The organism is Novosphingobium rhizosphaerae (genome assembly GCF_050920675.1).
GTDB lineage: Bacteria > Pseudomonadota > Alphaproteobacteria > Sphingomonadales > Sphingomonadaceae > Novosphingobium > Novosphingobium rhizosphaerae.
The window spans coordinates 1,296,342-1,315,529 of sequence record NZ_CP137861.1 but is presented as its reverse complement, the minus strand read 5'-3'; the positions used below and the strand labels follow the sequence as shown (position 1 = coordinate 1,315,529).

Sequence of the window (19,188 nt, the reverse complement as noted above, 5' to 3'; positions counted from 1 at the left end):
ACGTGTCTAAAGCCTCTTTATTTACAGTTGAACTCCCGATCACCTGACGGGGTGGGGAGATCGCGGTGTGAACCGGTTGGTTTGTTGTGCTGCCTTCTGGTGAATGCTTGCAAAGCATTCGTGTGCGGGTCGTCCTTTCTTGCCCGCACGCCCGAGCCGCAAGGGGTTAAGCGTCGCACCTACGGGTCCAAGGTTGATCGCCGGAACACGGGAACCATCATCGTCCGCCTGCTTCGGAGTAGGCTAGCCGCGGAGACCGGGGATGGGCGCTGGTGGGGCGGAGCCTGCGTAGTAGTCCGAGGACGGGAAAGCCGTCCACATGGCGAAGGCGGGCAGGAAGTCGGTGGGCTGTCATGACGGAGGAACTACCAGTGGACTCTGGTAATCAAGCCCCACAGGCTTGGCTCCTCGGCGTTCAGAGAAAGCTCTACCAGTGGAGTCGGGAAAACCCCGAAGAACCATACTGCGACTTGTGGAATTGGGTGACCGATCCCCGCAACTTGTACATGGCCTGGAGGACGATTGCCGGTAATCGCGGCAAGCGCACTCCGGGGATCGACGGGGCGACCGTAGAGAAAATTGCCGCCGGGATTGGTGTCGACAGATTCCTTCATGAACTCCGCGAGGAGCTCCGGGCGGGCGATTATCGTCCGTCTCCTGCACGAAGGAAGTGGATTCCAAAGCCGGGCAAACCGGGGAAGTTCCGACCCCTTGGTATCCCTACGGTCAGGGATCGCGTGGTGCAGTGCGCGGTCAAACAAGTTCTGGAGCCGATCTTCGAGGCCCGGTTCTGGCCTGTCTCATACGGGTTCCGGCCCGGACGCGGCAGTCAGGCCTGTCTCGAACATATCCGTGTGACCATCCAGTCGCGGGGTAAGCCTGCGGCAGATGGCTACCGACACAATGCGCCGTACCAATGGGTAATCGAAGGCGACATTGAGGCCTGCTTTGACAACATCGGTCATCATCCCCTGATGGAACGCGTTCGCCACGGCGTCGCGGACCCCAAGGTGAACCGGTTGATCGTGCAGTTCCTCAAGGCCGGAGTCTTGGAGCATGTCACGTACAGCCCCACCGACACCGGCACGCCTCAAGGCGGCGTGCTCTCACCGCTACTGGCCAACATCGCGCTCAGCGTGATCGAGGAACGGTATCGGGACTGGGTGCGCCGCCCCGAAAGCCCGGAGCTGAAATCCGATGGGATCAGGCTCGCGGCGATCAAGCGCGACAAGGATCGCAAGGCCGGTCGAACGGTCTTCTACCCTGTCCGCTATGCCGACGACTTCCTTATCTTCGTGTCGGGGACGGAAGCTGACGCTCTTGCCGAAAAGCAGGCGCTGGCGACTTACCTGCACGAGGCGATGGGTCTGACGCTCTCGCCCGAAAAGACGCGCATCACTGCGCTGACCAAGGGCTGTCGGTTCTTGGGATGCCGCGTGCGGCTCAAGTGGGACAAGCGGTACGGGCTTCATGCCCGCATCGAAATCCCGCGCGAGCCGATCAACGGCTTCCGCATACGGGTAAATCAACTGGCCCGGCGGCAGACGCTTCGGCGTTCACTCACGGCCATGCTTCAGGAACTCAATCCATACCTCCGGGGATGGTCCGCCTATTACCGCTACTGCGTGGGGGCCAAGCGCATTCTTGCCAGTCTCGACTGGCATGTGCGCCAACGCCTCTGGCTGTGGCTGCGGGCCAAACACAAGCGTGTCCCCGGACGGAAAATCGCATCGTGGCGCAGACCGAGCACCGCTCATCCGGGCAACTCGGTCTGGGCCGAAGGCGGCACAGAGCAGTTCTTGATGAGCTACGTGCCTGTTCGGAGGTTCGATCTCAAATGGATGAAGAAACCCGAGTTCGCCAAGGCTTCTGGAGAGCCGGATGCACAACGAAAGGTGCAAGTCCGGTTCGGAGAGAAGGCGTGGGAAACGGGCGGTGGAGACACCGCGCCGCGCCCACGTCTTACTCTACTCTGACGGGAGGGTCAAAGATGCGCAAATCTCTCCTGCTTCTGGGCGTACTGGTCGCTCTTGGCGGTGTCGGCACCGTGCTGGCGCAAACGCAGGTTGATGGTCTCGATCTCGATGCCATCAACAAGGCGGCGCAGGCTCATGCCCGCAATCTGGGTCAATTCGTCGATCAGGTGCTTGGCCATCAAGCTGAGGCCAACGCCGACCTTGCCGACGACATGGCCGCACTGGTCGAGGGTTCGCAGGCCAAGGTGAAAGCCGAGGCAGCAGCGCGGGCCAAGGCGAACCCGACAGGCGATCCGGTCGATCTCGATGCGCTGGTTGCGGACGCGGGGCGCAGTATGGCGCCTTCGCCCCAATCCGCCCCGATGCTCATTGCCTTTGCCAGCCTGTCGATGCCGCCTGAATCCCTCAAGCGCATGATCGCCGATGTTTCCAAGGCGGGCGGCATGGTGGTTTTTCGCGGTTTCTCGCCCGGTGGCCCCAAGCCCTTCATGGCCGCGCTGCATGAGGCCATCGGCGATGCGCCTGGCGCCCATGTCAGCATCGATCCTCGGCTTTTCCGGGCCTATGGCATCGAGGCGGTTCCCACCTATGTGGCGGCATCATCCAGCTTTGATCTGTGCTCTGGTGAGGACTGCGCCAGCAAGCCAACACCGTTTGACCGCATCGCCGGGAATGTGACGACGCATTTCGCGCTCGAGACGATCGCGCAGGGTCGCGGCCCCGGCGCGCCGGTGGCCAGCCAGGCGCTGGCCAATCTGGAGCGCATGCCATGAGGGCGCGCTCGATCCTCCTTCGCGGAATGGCGTCCGGTGCAGTGGTTGCCGCAGCCCTGCTGACCAGCACACCGCTTGCCGCCCAGACAGTTGACCCGAAGGCCACGGCCAGCGCGATCGCCAGCCAATTGCAGGGCCAGGTCACTGGCAATGTCACGAGCCAATCCGCGCCCAATGCCGTGCCGGGCTATGGCGGCGCCGATCTGCCGCAGGGCCAATATCTGTCGAACCCCAACAGCCTCGCCGGCGATGGCGCGGTCGCAGCGGTGACCTCGCAGCCCTATGCCATTGTCACCAATCCTAACCGACCGACAGTCGATCCCTCGACGCTTGGCCTCTCGAGCGCCAAGCAGGTTGAAAGCAGCCCGACGAGCTACACCGGCATTGCGGGCAGTTCGCAGGGCAATTGCCAGCCAATCCCTGCGAGCAGCGGGACAGCTAGCATCTATTACGATTCCTGCCAGATCGGCACGGCCGAGGCCGACAGCAATTTCACCTGCACCGTTGGTTGGGCCAACCAGTTCACCAACGCCTACCAGTACACCTGCCACGACTCGGAATGGGATATCTACAACCCCAACAACAACCTGACATTTTTCTGGGGCGACGTTTCCGATTGCGGCAGTTTCGCGACTCAGTCTTCCTGCACGCAGGTCAGCCAGACCAAGAAAACACCCCAAACGACCTGGCCTCCGGGCGCGGGGATCGCGGTCATCTTCACCGAAACCGACACAACCTACAATTGCGGCGCGCAGACCAACTATGGGGCCAGCGCGTCGAAGACCTATTGCATCAACCACACGACCTTGTGCTTTGAGCCACCCCCGCAGGATCAGGCGCCCGGAGTGCCCGGTGCTGCCTATGTCGGGCAGATCCAGACCTATCAGGGCTCGACCGTCGATAATGCCGACTGTCAGGCCAAGCTGAAGGCCCTGCCAACCGGCGAGACCTGCCTGCAACCCACACAGGTCTGTGTGGATGCATCACCCACCACCCGCACCATCAACGGTGTCGCGGTCACTCACGATTGCTGGCAGTGGCAGGCGACCTATCAGTGCAGCACGCTTTCGAGCGCCAATGACTGCGCCACGCTGTCAGCCAAGAGCATTTGCAGCTTTGACCATGAGGTCTGCCTCGACAGCCCACAGACGGGCGCCTGTCAGGTCAAAAGCGAGGTCTATAAATGCACGACGCCTGCCGCAACGCAGACAAGCCAAGCCTATTCCTGCAGCGGCGATGTCTACTGCATCGACGGGAGCTGCACCCAGCTTCCGACATCGCCAGCCCCTGATCTGGCCAATGCGCTCGTGGCCATGAATGCCATGAAGGATGCCAACCAGCAGTTCGACGCCAACAAGCTGACGATCTTCGACGGCGATGCCACCGGCTGCCATAAGCCGCTCTTCGGCCTCGTCAATTGCTGCGCAGGCAAGGTCTCCGGCCTGTTGACCGGCGCAGCGGCGGCCTCCGCCGCGATCGGGCTCGCCTCAGGCAACCCTGCCATGCTGCTTGGCCTTGTGACCCAGTTCCTGCCGCTCTTCATGTGCTCTGGCGAGGAGATGCAACTCGACGTCAAGGACCGCATGGGCCTGTGCCACTATGTCGGCGAATATTGCTCGGAAAAGGCGCTCTTTGTCTGCACCACTGAGCGCAAGAGTTACTGCTGCTACCAGTCCAAACTCGCCCGCGTGATCCAGGAACAGGGCCGCGCCCAATTGGGGCTGGATTTTGGCAGCCCGCAGTCGCCGACCTGCACGGGCTTCACCGTCGATCAGTTCTCCAAGCTCGACCTGTCCAAGATGGATTTCTCAGAGGTCTTTGCCGACTTCACCAGCGCCGTCTCGCTGCCCGCCTCTCTCCAGACCTCGGCCCAGATCCAGCAGAAGGTTCAAGCCTACTATCAAACCCATGGTCAAGGATCCTGACGCCATGCGCCAAGCCTCACGCCCTATCGCCGCCACGCTGATCGCTTTGCTGACCAGCGCAAGCCTCGTCACCGCCAACCCGCTGATGGCCATGGACAGCCCTCCGGCCAGCAGCACGCTGGAACAAGAGGACATGTCCAATCGTGAGAACGTGGACCCGTCCACGGGTGGACAAGTGGACAGCACCACAGGTGAACATGTGGACACGTCCACAGTGACCGGCGATCCTTTCTATTGCGGCGAGCGAAAACTCGGCACCTGGTTCTATTGCGAGCGCCCCAAGGCCAAGCCCTCCGATCCCAGCGCCACCGCCAGTGCCGCATCGCCCAGCTACCGCCAGCAACTCGACAAGATCGGCGCGCGGCTTGAGGAACTGAAGGCCAAGGCCATCCTCGAGCCGACCTCGGACAACATCATTGCCTATGTCCGCTATCAGCGTGAACAGCTCGACCGCGCCTCGACCTTCGCCGATGTGTGGGAACGCGCGATCTGGCAGCACCCCGATCTCGATTACACGCTCCAGCGCCCGGTCAGCACGCTGGGCAAGACCGCATGGCTTGCCCAGCGCAAGACCGATCGTGAGACCGTCATCGCCTCGCTGTCGGAACGCTACGGCCTGTTCTTCTTCTACTCCTCAAGCTGCGGGGCGTGTGAGGTCTTCTCGCCCATCGTCCGCTCACTCTCGGACAAGTACCACCTCTCGGTTCTGCCGGTCTCGATGGACGGCGGCCCGACGCCCGCCTTTCCGCGCTATGTCGTCAACCAAGGCCAGTATGAGAAGATGGGCCTTGAAGGCGGCCAGGTGCCGGCCCTTGTGCTCTTCGACACCTACCTCAAAAAGCCGATCCCCATCGGCTATGGCATCATGGCCGAGGATGAGGTGCTGCAACGCATCTTCTATCTGACCAGCGTCAAGCCGGGGAGCGACTTCTGATGCGCTGGCCCCACGCGATCCGCCATTGGCTGGCCCGCATCCTCGTCGTGCTGGCGCTGGGCAATCTGCTCTGCGTCCAAACGGCGCAGGCCGATGTGAACGGCCAGCTCAATTCGTTTTTCTCCAACCTCGGCGGGGCGGCCAATGCCACTGGCCCTGTCGCCTATAATGGCCAGCAGGGCGGCTATTACTCGGGCGGCAATCTCTGGGTTCGCTTCCCCGCGCAAACGACCTACCAGTTGGGCTCGCTCCAGATGCCGAGCGTCAAGGCCGGCTGCGGCGGCATCGACATTTTCACCGGCGGCTTCTCGTTCATCAACACCGACCAGATCGTCGCCGCCATGAAGGCGGCCGCCAATGGCGCGCTGGCCTTCGTCTTCGACCTCGCGATCAACGCCATCTCCTCGCAGATCGGCACCTCGATCGAGAAGATGATGCAGAAAGTGCAGCAATTCACCCAGCACAGCCTTGATGCCTGTCAGGCAGGCCAGCAGGTGGCAGCGGGGCTCGCCGGCATGGTCGGCGCGCGTGACAGCCAGTTCTGCAAGATCATCGGCAACAGCCAGGGCGTCTTCTCGGACTGGGCCTCATCCGAACAGGGCTGCGGCACCGGCGGCAGCCAATCCTCGACGATCAAGGGCAATTCGGACAGCACGATCCCCGCTGGCCCCTACAATTACACCTGGTCGATGCTGAGCCAGAAATACCCGAGCTTCGACACCGCCTTCAAACAATACCTGATGAGCCTTGTCGGCACGGTGATCTACCAGCCCGGCACCAGCGACTCCCAAGGCCCCACTTTCAAGTTTCTGGGCCAGGGCGATCCTGCGCTCATCACCGCGCTGCTCGATGGCGGCAACAGCGCCAGCGTTTATGCCTGCGACACCACTGACAAGTGCCTCAACCCGACGCAGACCAGCCTGTCGGTCAGCACCGGCAATGCGCTCAAGACCCGCGTCTACAACCTGCTGATCGACATCGCCGGTCGCATCCAGGGCAACCAGCAATTGACCTCGGAGGAGATCGGCTTGCTCGGTGCCACCACGATCCCGCTTTACAAGATCATGGTGGTGAATGCCGCTGCGAGCTTTGGCGGCATGAACTCGGCCGACATCTCCAGCCTTGCCGAAATCACCTCGGTCGACTTGCTCGAGACCATCGTCGGCCAGTTCTACCGGCTTGTGACCGACGGCCAGTCCTCCTTCCAGAACGCCGATCCGCTGACCCTGAAGCAGTGGCAGGACCAGCTCCGCGATGTGACCAAGACGCTCGATGCGCAGGTGGTCCACAATTCCGAGCGCCTGACCCGCACCGAGCATATCGTCGAACGCACGATCCGCATCGAGGCCACGCTTCGCAACACCATGTCCCCCCAGATGACTGCCGCGCTCCAGTTCGAGAGGTCGCTCGGCCAGCATTCGCTTCAGTGAGAAGAGCCGCATGACCGTCAATGTCATCACCAGCGGGGGCGGTCAGTATATCGTCAACGTGCTCAACGCCGTCGCCGCCTGGACAGGTGGCGGCGGCTTCCGTTCACTGCTCCAAGTCGTGATGGTCATGGGCCTGGGCTACAGCCTGCTGGTCATGGCTTTCTCGCTCAATTGGCGGGTGCTGTTCCACTGGTTCCTATCGGCCACCGCCATGTACATGTGCATGATCGTGCCCACGACCACGGTGGTCGTTTCCGATACGATCAACCCGACGGTGGGCAATGGCGCGGTCGCCAATGTGCCAATCGGCCTTGCCATGGTCGCCAGCTTCTCGAGCCAAGTGAACAACTGGCTGACCAAGACGGCTGAGAGCGTTTTCACCATGCCTTCGGCGCTGACCTACAGTGCGGGCGGGATGATTTACCCTACGCGCCTCAACGATCTCACCAGCCAGTTCACGATTGCCGATCCCGTAATGAAGGCCAACATCGAGGGTTATCTGGCGCAATGCACCTTCTACGACATCCTGCTCGGTCAGGGGAATGGCTGGTCGACGCTGGCGAGTTCCCCCGATCTGCTCTCCGCCATCGGCCCGGGCTCGCCAGCGCGCTCGACGACCTGGATCCCCGCTGGCGGTGGCACCGCCTCGATCATCGGCTGCCAGAGCGCTTATCTGGCCATCGTGCAGGCCTTTCCAGCTCTGACCACCGCTGGCCTTAATGCCGCGGCGCCGTCCTTCTATCCCAACCTTCCGGCAGCCAGCGCCGTGACCCAGCTCAAGAACGACCTGCCGACGATGGCGCAGGCCTATTATGGCGGCACCTCGATGAGCGCCCAGACCATTTTCCAGCAGCGCTCCCTGGTGAATGCCTTCATGGAGGCGCGGGCCAACTTCGGCTCTGGCGGCGGTGACACCTTCGCCGCGCTCCACGCCGATGTGCAGGCGCAAAACAGCTATATCTCGGCCGCGCGGCAGGCGATGACCTGGGTGCCGGTGCTGAACCTTGTCCTCACCATCGTCTTTTACGCGATGTTCCCGGTGGTCTTCCCGCTCTTCCTGTTCCCGCAGACGGGCCCGGCTCTGCTCAAGGGCTATCTGACGGGCTTCTTCTACCTCGCCTCCTGGGGGCCGATCTATGCGGTGCTCCACATGTTCATCACGCAATATTCGGCGGCTCAGCTTTCCGCGCTGGCACCTACTGGCATGACCATGGCGACGATGGCAGGCATCGATTCCGTCAACCAGAACATGGAAACGCTGGCGGGCTACCTGCTGATGTTTGTGCCCGTGATAGCCGCCGGCATGGCCAAAGGTGCCATGTCGATCGCTTCGAACACGACCGCCATGCTGGCTCCCGCGATGCACGCGGCCGAGGCCGCGGCCGTCGAGCGGACCACGGGCAACTATGCCTATGGCAACAGCCAATTCCAGAACGTGACCGGCCATCAGGTCAACACCGCGCCCACCTGGAATGTGGCGGCCAGTTCCGTCCCGCAGGTCAACATGCGCGGCGACAATGGCACGATCACCTCAACCATGCCTGACGGCTCCACGGTCTACAACACGAGCGGCGCGATCAGTCGCTTCGGCTTCTCGGCCAGCGAAATGCAGAGCGTCACCGGCAACCTTCAGCAGAGCGGCGCGCAATATCACACGCGCGCCAATGCCATGCGCGAAACCTCGGCCGAGCGCTGGAGCCATGGTATGCGCACCCTCGACAGCCTCTCCTCGGGCTCGCGCCGTGCGAATGGCAGCGAAGGTGCGACGGGCGGTCAGGGTGGTAACACCACCAGCCAGTTCGATCGGCAGGGCACCGATTCTAAGCAGCAGACCGGCTCGAACCGCATGATCGGCGAAAACCTGACCTCCGGCCGCTCGCTGGGCCACGCCGAGACCAACACATTCGGGATAAATGCAGGCGTCAAGGCCGGTGTCGGCGGCAAGGTTCTGGGCGCTGATGTGGGCGGATCGGCAGGCGGGTCGTGGGACCACAAGTGGACCAAGACCACCGGCGATCAGGAAGCCCATGGCGCCAGCGACAGCCTGAGCCAAAGCCAGGGCAGCAATGTCGCGCACTATCATGCCAATGGGCAGGACATCACGCTCACCGATGGTGGCTACTGGCGCGATGGCACCTTCCACCGGGTCGAGAACTTCTCGGAAAAGCGCCACGCCATCGAGCGCGATTTTTCAGAGGCCCAATCGCTTGAGCGGCAAGCCACCCGTTCGGACGAGGTCGGCGCACGCCTCGAACGCATGGCCTCGATCTCGCGCAGCAACGGCTACCAGATCTCCGACGACATGAGCCAGGTCATTGCCTCGCGCTACGCCGAAATGGCGGCAAGCCCCGAGTTCCGCGATCTGGGCGCGCCATCACTCACCAACACCACGCCGTCCCCCCATCAGCGCGAAGTCCGCAACATGATCGTCGGCAAGATCCTTGAGCAATACGCGGCCGATGGCATGGCGCCTGTTCAGGCTGGCTTGCAGGATCCCGGTGCGACGATGGGGACGGTGAGAGGGCCGGCTGAGTTTTCCATGCCATCGGCAGCGCCGCGGCCGCAGGGCCGCCGCAGCGCAGGATCAGCGCCCCGCCATGCACCGCAAGGCTCGGATGGTGCATCGGGAGCGGCCCATCATGCCCCGGGCGATGACGCCGCTAGAGCGGCAATTCAGAGGGGGGCGGCTGAGGTGGCTCGGGATGATTTGGCCGCCCTACAAACGTTTCAGCAAAAGGCTACGGAGCGGGCGCCACGAAATGAGGGCATTAAAAAAGATGTCGACGAGAAGCCCTGAAGCGCTCAGCTATTTCTTCGCTTTGAAGGCAGGATCCTTCCAGAAATCGTGCTCAACGTTTGCCTGAAGTCGCCTCATTTCTTCCAACTGCTGATGGTCCCGATAAGCATACAGCCCCCCAAACACAGCAACCGCAACGAGGATCAAAGTCACGACAATCATGACTGCGGTGGCAATCTTCCGCTGCCAAGCAATGGCCTGCTGGCTCTTCATGAAGGTCGGGATGCGGTCATACTCTAGCGCCATCAGCGCTTCGGCCTTCGAGCCTCGAAAGCCTTCCTCGCGCAAGGCTGCGTTCTCAGCCGTCAGTTGGTCGACTTGAGCCTTGAGTTGGGCGATTTCATGCTGACTATCCATACCGGAAATCTAGCTCAAAGGAGAACAAAACTCAAACAGATTGGTGGGCTGACAATCGGAAAACCATAACTTCAGACTTAAGTCGCTTGGTCATAAATGGGGATTTGGCCCGATTTGAGATCTTCGCTTTGATGCCCACGCTTTGAGCTTCGCCGTGGGACAATTTACGCATATAATGCCTTCTATGGCTCATGAACTTGACGATATCATGGCTCAGACAAGCTGTCCGGTCTGCGGCGGCACCCTGAACATCGCCTACAAGACTATGCGTCTTGAGCGGACGGTTGAGTGCCCAAGCTGTGGCGAGACGATCCGTCCCATCGACGACACCCCTATCGGAAAGATTCAACGCTTGATCGACGAAGCCTGAAAGCTTCCAGATCATAGCCTTGCTGAAGCTGCGACAGGGGGACGCCCTCTATTTTGCAGTGGAAAAATTTCTAATCTCCCGGCCATTGACTTCTAATTATCATAAACGATACTCCTGTCTGTCAGGAGCGGTCATGTACACACGTCTGGTTGAGCGCAGGGTCGAGGAAGCACTATCAGATACCCCAGTGGTTCTGGTGACTGGGCCTCGCCGGGCTGGCAAAACGACGCTAGTCAGGAAGATGGGCGAGGCCGGGCGAACCTACGTCACGCTCGACGATCAGACAGCCCTCGAAGCCGCCCGAAATGACCCCAGCGGCTTTGTTCGCGGCTTGGATCGGGCGATCATCGATGAGGTTCAACGCGTGCCTGACCTTCTGCTCGCGATCAAAAAATCGGTCGACGAGGATTATCGCCCTGGACGTTTCCTGCTCACAGGCTCCGCCAATGTTCTGACCTTTCCAAGGGTCGCCGACAGTTTGGCCGGGCGTATGGAAACGCTTGATATGCTCCCGCTGTCGAGAGCGGAGATCGAGGGAATTGAGCCTACCTTCCTTGAGCGCTTGTTCGACGGCAAACTGCAGGGCGACAAGCAAGCCATCGTTGGCGATGATCTTGTCCGTCTTGCCCTGCTAGGGGGGTATCCAGAAGCAATTGCACGCGAAACCGAGCGGCGCCGACAGGACTGGGCTCGGTCATATCTAACCTCGGTCCTGACCCGTGATTTAAGGGACATCGCCGAGATCGAGAAAATCGCGGAACTGCCCAAATTTGTGCGGTTGCTGGCCGAGCATTCAGGGCAGTTGGTGAATTTTTCTCAGCTCGGTTCCAGCATCAATGTCAGCTACAAAACCGGCCAGCGTTATGTTGCCTTGCTTGAGCAGGTCTTCCTCGTCGCGACCCTGCAACCTTGGTACACCAATGCCCTGAAGAGGCTTGTCAAAACGCCAAAGCTGCATTTCCTCGATCCCGGCTTGCTGGCAACGGCGCGTGGGCTGAATTTCGATCGGGTTAAGGCAAGTCGTGAGGTCTTCGGCGCGTTGCTCGAGAGCTTCGTGTTTGCCGAAGTCATGAAACTTATGACGGCATCGGACTTGAGGCTGACTCCATACCACTTCCGCGATCAGCAGATGCGTGAGGTGGACATCGTTCTCGAACGCGACGACGGGATGATCGTAGGGATCGAGATAAAGGCGTCGGCAACTGTGAAGGCTTCTGATTTTGGCGGCCTGCGGACGCTGGCGGAAGCCTGCAAGGATCGTTTCGCCTATGGGGTCGTGCTTTACGACAGCACTGACCTTGTGCCGTTTGGCGACAAACTCGCCGCCGCACCAATTTCCTGTTTGTGGGGCTGAGATGAAAATTATCGACAACACATCACAGCTACTCGGTGACGATCTGAAGGCCACTCTTGGTAGAGGCTCTCGGCTGAAAATCGCTGCATCCTGCTTTTCAATCTACGCTTTCGAGGCCCTGAAGACAGAGCTTTCGAAGGTCGATAGCCTGCAATTCATCTTCACGTCCCCGACCTTCGTGCCAACCGAAGTGACTGACAGGCTTCGCAAGGAGCGCCGGGAATTCTTCATCCCAAAGGCGAGCGGTGAGGCCAGCCTTTACGGCACTGAATTCGAGATCCAGTTGCGCAACAAGCTGACGCAGCGCGCCATCGCGCGCGAATGCGCGGACTGGATCAGGAAGAAGGCGCGCTTCAAGTCGAATTCGACCAGTGCTGCCATGCAGCAATTCGTGCATGTCGCTGCTGATGGCGGTGGGGCTGCCTATATGCCGATCAGCGGCTTCACGGCGGTTGACCTCGGCTATCAGAAGGGCAGCGCAGTATCGAACTTGGTCACCCGCGTTGACGATCCCAGCCACACGGATGTCTACCTCCAGCTCTTCAACCAGATCTGGAATGACACCGAAAAGGTGAAGGATGTCACATCGGCCATCTGCGACCATATCGAGTCAGTCTATCAGGAAAACTCGCCAGAACGTCTGTATTTTCAGATCCTGTACAACATCTTCAAGGACTTCCTCGAAGACCTCGATCAGGATGCCCTGCCCAACGATCTGACCGGATACAAGGACAGTCAGGTCTGGAACAAGCTGTTCAACTACCAGCGCGATGCGGTCACTGGCATCATCAACAAGCTGGAAACGCACAACGGCTGCATTCTGGCTGATAGCGTCGGCTTGGGCAAAACCTTCACCGCGTTGGCGGTCGTAAAATACTACGAACTGCGCAACCGTTCCGTCCTTGTGCTGTGCCCCAAGAAGCTGGCCGACAACTGGCGTAACTATAACACCAACCTCAAGACCAATATTTTTGCCAAGGACCGGCTGAACTACGACGTACTTTGCCACACCGATCTTTCCCGGACCTCGGGGGAGTCGTTTGGCATTCCGCTCAATCGCGTGAACTGGGGCAACTATGACCTGGTTGTGATCGACGAGTCCCACAATTTCCGGAACAATGACGTCTATAAGGACCGGGAAACCCGCTATCAGAAGCTGATGAACAAGGTGATCCGCGACGGCGTGAAGACCAAGGTTCTCATGCTGTCGGCGACACCGGTCAACAACCGCTTCAACGACCTGCGCAACCAGCTTGCCCTTGGCTACGAGGGGGAATCCGAATCTCTCAGCCGCAATCTGAAGTCGAATACTGGGGTCGAAGAGATTTTCCGCCGCGCGCAAAAGGCGTTCAATGCCTGGGGCGAGCTTCCGGCCGAGGAACGGACCGCAGCAGCCATCCTGAAGGCCCTAGATTTCGACTTTTTCGAGCTGCTCGATGCGGTGACGATTGCGCGGTCACGCAAGCATATCGAGACCTTCTACGACACCAAAGACATCGGCAAGTTTCCGCAACGACGCAAGCCATTGTCCTATCAGTGCCCGATCACCCATCGGCAAGACGTGCTGGGGCTCAACGACATCTTTGCCCGGCTCTCGGTGCTCAAGCTGGCCGTATATGCGCCGATTGGCTACATCCTGCCGAGCCGGTTGGCAAAATACGAAGAGATCTACGACACACAGGTCGAGGGCGGGCGCGGCAAACTCCGCCAAGCCGATCGTGAGCGCAGCTTGCAGGCGCTGATGACCACCAATCTGCTGAAGCGGCTTGAAAGCTCTGTAGAGGCGTTCCGCCGTACGCTGCGGGCGCTCAGCGGCAACATCACCCGCACCCTCGACGCCATCGCTGAATTCGAACGATCCGGCGGAACCCAGACCGTCAGCGACTACCTGGCTGACGTTTCGCTGGACGACGAGGATGATGACCTCGGCGGCGTGGGCGAATTTACCGTGGGCAAGAAGGTGCAGATCAGCCTGGCGGACATGGACGTGCCGTCGTGGAAGCATGATCTGGAAGCCGACCTTTTCCTGATCCGCGAATTGACCACCTCGATGGAACTGGTCGGTCCCGATGATGATGCCAAACTCCAGCATTTGAAGGGCATCATCGCCAAGAAGCTGGCGGAACCGCTCAATCCGGGGAACCGGAAGGTCATCATCTTCACGGCCTTCGCCGACACGGCCAACTACCTCTATGCCAATCTGGCGCCTGCCCTTTTGCAATCAAACGGCATTCACACAGGCAAAGTGACCGGGTCGGATGCGCCGAAAACTACGCTGAAAAAGGCCTATGACTTCCAATCGGTGCTGACGTTGTTTTCGCCAAGGTCCAAGGAAAAACACCTCATCCTGCCGGAGGAGCCTGCCGAGCTCGACATCCTGATCGGCACGGACTGCATTTCGGAAGGCCAGAACCTGCAGGATTGCGACTACCTCGTGAATTACGACATTCACTGGAACCCGGTGCGTATCATCCAACGCTTCGGGCGCATCGACCGTATTGGCTCACCCAACAGCCAGATCCAGTTGGTCAATTATTGGCCAGACATCTCGCTTGATGAATACATCAATCTGAAAGAACGCGTCGAAAATCGAATGATGATCGCGGATGTCACCGCAACGGGCGATGACAATGTTCTGACGGCCAAGAGTAGCGACATTGCGTATCGCAAGGAGCAGCTTCAGCGCTTGCAGGATGAAGTGATCGAGCTTGAAGACGTTCGGACCGGCATCTCCATCACGGACCTCGGGCTCAACGATTTCAGGATGGATTTGCTGAACTACATCAAGGCCAATGGCGAGCTGGATAACCTGCCGAATGGCATGCACGCCGTCGTACCGGCCAATGCCAAAGTCGGCCTGATGCCAGGCGTAATTTTTGCGCTGCGGAACATTCACGACAGCGTGAACGTCAATCAGCAGAACCGCCTGCACCCCTATTATCTCGTCTACATCGGCAACGATGGCGAGATCGTGGTCGATCACACCCAGGTCAAGCGCCTGCTCGACCTGATCCGTTCAAGCTGCAAAGGCATATCCGAACCAGTCGCCTCGGTGTGCCGCTTGTTCAACGAGAGGACTCAGGACGGCCGCAAGATGGACTTGTGCTCAAACCTGCTGAGCGCCGCGATCCGTTCCATGATCGATGTGAAAGAGGAAAAAGACCTCGACAGCCTGTTCAGTGGCGGGCGGACATCGGCTTTGGTTCACACAATCGCCGGTCTTGATGACTTTGAACTGATTGCCTTCTTGGTCGTGGAGGAATCCACAGAATGACGCCGCTTTTCGATTATCCCAAAGGGGCAGCGTTCGGTCGCGTCGTGCCCAAAAACAAGATTTATGAGCACGCCGGCGCCAGCACGGCATTGAAAGACCTGTTCATCACGCAGGTCGATCAGATCGTATGGAAGTTCAAGCTCGCTCAAGAGACTATCAATCTGGCCCCGACGCGCTCGGTGTCGGAGATTCAGGTCTTCACTATCAGCCTGCGTAGGGCCGAAGTGGATCTGGATGTTCTGCGAGCCATCGACCGGGCCATTCCATTTCCCCTCATTTTCGAGCTGACCTGGTCGGGTAAGCGCAAAGTGGTCGCAGCCTTCAAGCGGCCCAGCGAGGCGGACTCTACGAAGTGGGTCGTGAGCGAATATTTCGAGACCCATTGGATGGACGATGGTGCTGCGCGTCAGCCTCTACCCATCGCGCTCAACCTCGGCGGGCTTTACGAACAGATTCTCAGCGCGCTGATGCCTGACCAACTGGGCTCCGAAGAGGACATTCAAGCCCGTATTTCCAGGATGGAGGCGATCCGGGCAAAAACGCGAGAGGTTGAGCGCATCTCGCTTCGCCTCAATCGGGAAAAGCAGTTTAACAAGCGCGTGGAGATCAATGCAGAGCTACGCGCGGCCAGGCTCCAACTGGCCGAACTCAAGCGGGAAAAGCTCGCTGGCGCGGACGACCGCCAGTCGGCTGCGAGCGAGTAAAAGGAAGTGACGATGGATAAGCTGAAGATGCACAGCCCTGACCTGAGCCAAGAGAGTGTAGCTAAAATCAGAGATTTGTTTCCTTATTGCGTGACTGAGGCGCGTGACGAGGCGACAGGACAACTACGTTTAGCGATTGATTTTGATCAACTTCGCCAAGAATTGAGTGATCATATCGTAGAAGGGCCTCAAGAAAGGTATCGACTTGACTGGCCCGGCAAGCGTGAAGCTTTGGCGCTTGCAAACACACCAATTGCCAAGACTTTGCGTCCGTGGCGCGAGGAAAGCGTTAATTTTGATCAAACTAAAAATTTATTTATTGAAGGAGATAATCTTGAAGCCCTAAAACTTCTTCAGGAAAGTTATCTCGGCAAAGTGAAAATGATATATATCGACCCTCCGTACAATACGGGAAATGATTTCGTCTATGACGATGACTTTTCGGAAAGTACGGCACACTTTTTAGAGCGATCCAACCAAAAGGATGAAGTGGGAAATCGGCTAATCGCCAACACGACTGCGAACGGTCGATTTCACTCAGACTGGCTCAGCATGATGTACGCGAGACTTCGCCTTGCAAAAAGCCTCCTCACACCAGATGGGGCAGTCTTCATCAGTATAGATGATAATGAAGCCAGTTCATTGATAAAAATTGGAAGAGAGATATTTGGAGATGAAAATTTCGTTGTGCAACTAGCCGTTCAGCTAAATCCACGAGGTCGGCACCTTGATAGATTTATTGCTAGGGTTGAGACTCAATCATGGCTGAGGGTATAGGCATCCCACGACCTCACACCTTTGATCCTTCGATCAGTATCGGGCGGAGAGCGAACATATCAATGCCCTCGATGCAGCCAGCATTGATGCCATATTTATCAGGAAATTTCCGCATCTTGTGGAATGTGTAGACGCCACAATGGCGGCAGAAATAATGGACCGCTACCCGAGTGTTGAACTGATAGGTAGTTAGCGCGGCCTGCCCGGAGATGATTTTCAAGTCGTTCTCATCACAGCGCAGCATGACCGAGACATGTCGCCGGCACAGCGAGCAGTCGCAGCGCACCGAATAGTCTGGATCAGTTACAATCGAAAACTGCACCGCGCCGCAATGGCACGCGCCCCGATATGCCGTCATGAAAATCCCCACCCCCCTCGCGATCGGCCATTGCCACCGAATATGCTGACTATGCCCACATAGGCTTGGTCGCGCAACGAATGAGGGCCAACGTGGCTGCTCGATCCACAATCACAGCCAGAAGGCGAGCGCGGTTGCGAGGGCGACGCCTGACAGAAAATTTGCGGCGAGCTTGTCGTAGCGAGTGGCTACGCGGCGAAAGTCCTTGATTCTGCAGAAGGCATTTTCAATGAGATGGCGATCGCGGTAGCGCTTCTGATCATAGCGAACGGCGCGCTTGCGGTTCCGCCTGCCAGGGATGACAGGACTGGTGCCGCCCTCACGCAGGATCTTGCGCAAACTGTTGGAATCATACCCTTTGTCGCCGAGCAAGTAACGCATGCGACCAGCGCGTTCGAGCAATGTCGGAGCAGCCTTCACGTCGCTGATATTGCCTGCAGTGAGCATCAAGGCATAGGGCCGCCCCAGAACATCTGTCAGGGCATGGACCTTGGTTGTCCAGCCACCGCGAGAACGTCCGATCGCTTGCGCCTGGTGCCCCCTTTTCCACCGAAGGCCGAGCGCTGGACCTCGATGTAGGTGCTATCGATCGAGGTGCTCTTCGTGACTGCGCCCGCCTCTACCAAAGCGTCGAGCAATTTCGTCCAGAAACCGCGCCGCGACCAGCGGTTGAAGCGGTTGTAGACTGTGGTCGAGGGGCCGTAATCCGCCGGACAATCGCACCAGCGACAGCCTGACTTTAACACATGGAAAATGCCGGAGATCACTCGCCGATCATCGACGCGCTGAGCTCCGGGTTGATTTTTCGGCAAATGCGGCACGATCGCCGACCAAGCTTCATCTGACAACCAGAACAATGAACGAGACATCGCGTAGGGCTTCCATCTGCCGTGGAAGCCCATTGAATCAACCTCTCATCCAATTTTCAATAGGTTGATTGGGTTTTCACCCTAACACGCACGAATCCATCCTTATTTTTGTTCGTGATGGCCTAAACTCCAACTGCGTTGGCGGATTGGAGAAAGATGGCCGCATGGCGGACGAGTATAATCGCAGCGACAGCAATGGCGCTTACCGACTTTTGGGTCTTCGTAATCGGAATCAGGCCTTCAATCCAGTAACGCGCCCAAATCTTTACTTCCCCCTTTATGTCAACCCTAAGAATCTTGCCGTATCAACAAAACAAGACGATTCCTTCACGGATGAGGTCTGGCCGGACACTCCCGACGGTACAAAAACGTGCTGGACGTGGGGGAAGGAAAAAGTTGCCAAAGAAGGCGACTTACTCATTGCTGAAGAATCTAGAGGGGAGTGGAGGGTATATCGCAAAGACTACCTCAATAAAGATGGAGAAACAGCAAAGACTATGGCCAAATCTCTTTGGACTGACAAAGAGATTACGAACGATTATGGCCGATCGTCGGTGAAAGAACTTTTTGGAAAAGCAGTGATGGATTTCCCAAAGTCGCCAGCACTTTTGGAAAAGCTTATCAAAATCGGCTCAAATGATGGCGATATTGTTTTGGACTTTTTTGCCGGATCTTCTTCGACCGCTCACGCGCTGATGAATATTAACGCGACTGAAGGATCGAATAGAAAATTCATAATGGTCCAGCTACCCGAATCTACGCCGGAAGGTTCTACGGCGCGGAGCGAAGGATATAAAACAATTTCCGATCTTTCGAAGGAGCGTATTCGGCGAGCAGGAAAAAAAATTCTATCTGGTCAATGCCATTCGAATTGGAATCAGGACGTCGGCTTTCGGGTTCTCAAGGTGGACACATCAAATATGCAGGATGTCTACTATCGGCCAGATTATATCGTCCAGAAAGACCTCCTGTCGGCCGTCGATAATACCAAGTCTGACCGAACATCTGAAGATCTGCTTTTCCAAGTGCTCGTTGACTGGGGCATCGACCTAACGTTGCCGATCCGGCGCGAGGTGGTCCAAGGCAAGACCATCTTCTTTGTTGACGACAATGCTTTGGCCGCCTGCTTTGACGCAGGTGTAACCGAGGACCTGGTGAAGTATCTGGCTGGTCTGCACCCGCTGCGTATCGTATTCCGCGACAATGGATTCGTTTCCGACGCCGTGAAAATCAATGTTGAACAGATCTTTCGGGAGCTGTCGCCTGGCACCGATGTGAAGGCAATTTGAG

At 58.4% G+C, this 19,188-nt stretch carries 14 protein-coding genes and 1 pseudogene; 11 read left to right on the top strand and 4 right to left on the bottom strand.

All coding sequences use genetic code 11. The features are described from left to right. Positions 1–482 precede the first annotated feature (482 nt). From ltrA to R9J51_RS06040, 6 genes are read left to right on the top strand one after another with little or no spacing between them, the layout of a single operon-like run. The gene (gene ltrA, locus R9J51_RS06065; RefSeq protein WP_432787888.1) at positions 483–1,976 is read left to right on the top strand and encodes a group II intron reverse transcriptase/maturase; all 1,494 of its coding nucleotides are present in this window, start codon (positions 483–485) and stop codon (positions 1,974–1,976) included. Then, a complete protein-coding gene (trbC, locus tag R9J51_RS06060; RefSeq protein WP_432787887.1) occupies positions 1,922–2,749 on the top strand; it encodes a type-F conjugative transfer system pilin assembly protein TrbC in 828 nt (275 codons plus the stop codon). Before ltrA ends, trbC begins: the two co-directional genes overlap by 55 nt. Beyond that, positions 2,746–4,674, top strand: a complete 1,929-nt coding sequence (locus R9J51_RS06055; RefSeq protein ID WP_432787886.1) for a conjugal transfer protein TraN — start codon at positions 2,746–2,748, stop codon at positions 4,672–4,674. The genes trbC and R9J51_RS06055 overlap by 4 nt, the downstream gene beginning before the upstream one ends. After that, positions 4,658–5,608, top strand: coding sequence for a conjugal transfer protein TraF (locus R9J51_RS06050; RefSeq protein ID WP_179506108.1), 951 nt, complete (start codon positions 4,658–4,660; stop codon positions 5,606–5,608). The genes R9J51_RS06055 and R9J51_RS06050 overlap by 17 nt, the downstream gene beginning before the upstream one ends. Beyond that, positions 5,608–7,038: a conjugal transfer protein TraH gene (locus tag R9J51_RS06045; protein ID WP_179506107.1), complete on the top strand. Its 1,431-nt coding sequence runs from the start codon at positions 5,608–5,610 to the stop codon at positions 7,036–7,038. The genes R9J51_RS06050 and R9J51_RS06045 overlap by 1 nt, the downstream gene beginning before the upstream one ends. A 10-nt stretch (positions 7,039–7,048) precedes the next feature. Continuing rightward, the gene (locus tag R9J51_RS06040; RefSeq protein ID WP_179506106.1) at positions 7,049–9,835 is read left to right on the top strand and encodes a conjugal transfer protein TraG N-terminal domain-containing protein; all 2,787 of its coding nucleotides are present in this window, start codon (positions 7,049–7,051) and stop codon (positions 9,833–9,835) included. A gap of 9 nt (positions 9,836–9,844) precedes the next feature. Here the strand turns inward: R9J51_RS06040 and R9J51_RS06035 are convergent, their stop codons facing one another. After that, a complete protein-coding gene (locus tag R9J51_RS06035; RefSeq protein WP_432787885.1) occupies positions 9,845–10,192 on the bottom strand; it encodes a hypothetical protein in 348 nt (115 codons plus the stop codon). Between the two features lie 31 nt (positions 10,193–10,223). Then, the gene (locus tag R9J51_RS06030) at positions 10,224–10,577 is read right to left on the bottom strand and encodes a hypothetical protein (protein ID WP_179506105.1); all 354 of its coding nucleotides are present in this window, start codon (positions 10,575–10,577) and stop codon (positions 10,224–10,226) included. A gap of 118 nt (positions 10,578–10,695) precedes the next feature. On the opposite strand from R9J51_RS06030, the gene R9J51_RS06025 reads away from it, so the two are divergent. From R9J51_RS06025 to R9J51_RS06010, 4 genes are read left to right on the top strand one after another with little or no spacing between them, the layout of a single operon-like run. Further along, positions 10,696–11,916, top strand: coding sequence for an ATP-binding protein (locus tag R9J51_RS06025; RefSeq protein ID WP_179506104.1), 1,221 nt, complete (start codon positions 10,696–10,698; stop codon positions 11,914–11,916). 1 nt (position 11,917) lies between these two features. Continuing rightward, positions 11,918–15,190 (top strand): helicase-related protein, encoded by a 3,273-nt coding sequence (locus R9J51_RS06020; RefSeq protein ID WP_179506103.1) that lies wholly within the window; start codon positions 11,918–11,920, stop codon positions 15,188–15,190. Next, positions 15,187–15,894 (top strand): DUF4391 domain-containing protein, encoded by a 708-nt coding sequence (locus tag R9J51_RS06015; RefSeq protein ID WP_179506102.1) that lies wholly within the window; start codon positions 15,187–15,189, stop codon positions 15,892–15,894. Before R9J51_RS06020 ends, R9J51_RS06015 begins: the two co-directional genes overlap by 4 nt. Before the next feature lie 12 nt (positions 15,895–15,906). Further along, positions 15,907–16,671, top strand: a complete 765-nt coding sequence (locus tag R9J51_RS06010; RefSeq protein ID WP_179506101.1) for a site-specific DNA-methyltransferase — start codon at positions 15,907–15,909, stop codon at positions 16,669–16,671. A 13-nt stretch (positions 16,672–16,684) separates the two neighbouring features. Here the strand turns inward: R9J51_RS06010 and R9J51_RS06005 are convergent, their stop codons facing one another. Continuing rightward, the gene (locus R9J51_RS06005; RefSeq protein ID WP_054132259.1) at positions 16,685–17,029 is read right to left on the bottom strand and encodes a GFA family protein; all 345 of its coding nucleotides are present in this window, start codon (positions 17,027–17,029) and stop codon (positions 16,685–16,687) included. Positions 17,030–17,140: 111 nt separating this feature from the next. After that, positions 17,141–17,898 (bottom strand): annotated as a pseudogene (locus R9J51_RS06000) (IS5 family transposase). A gap of 68 nt (positions 17,899–17,966) precedes the next feature. Between R9J51_RS06000 and R9J51_RS05995 the strand changes: the two are divergent. Then, positions 17,967–19,187 carry a DNA methyltransferase gene (locus tag R9J51_RS05995; protein ID WP_179506099.1) on the top strand — a complete coding sequence of 407 codons (1,221 nt, stop codon included), beginning with the start codon at positions 17,967–17,969 and terminating at the stop codon, positions 19,185–19,187. Position 19,188: the final 1 nt, after the last annotated feature.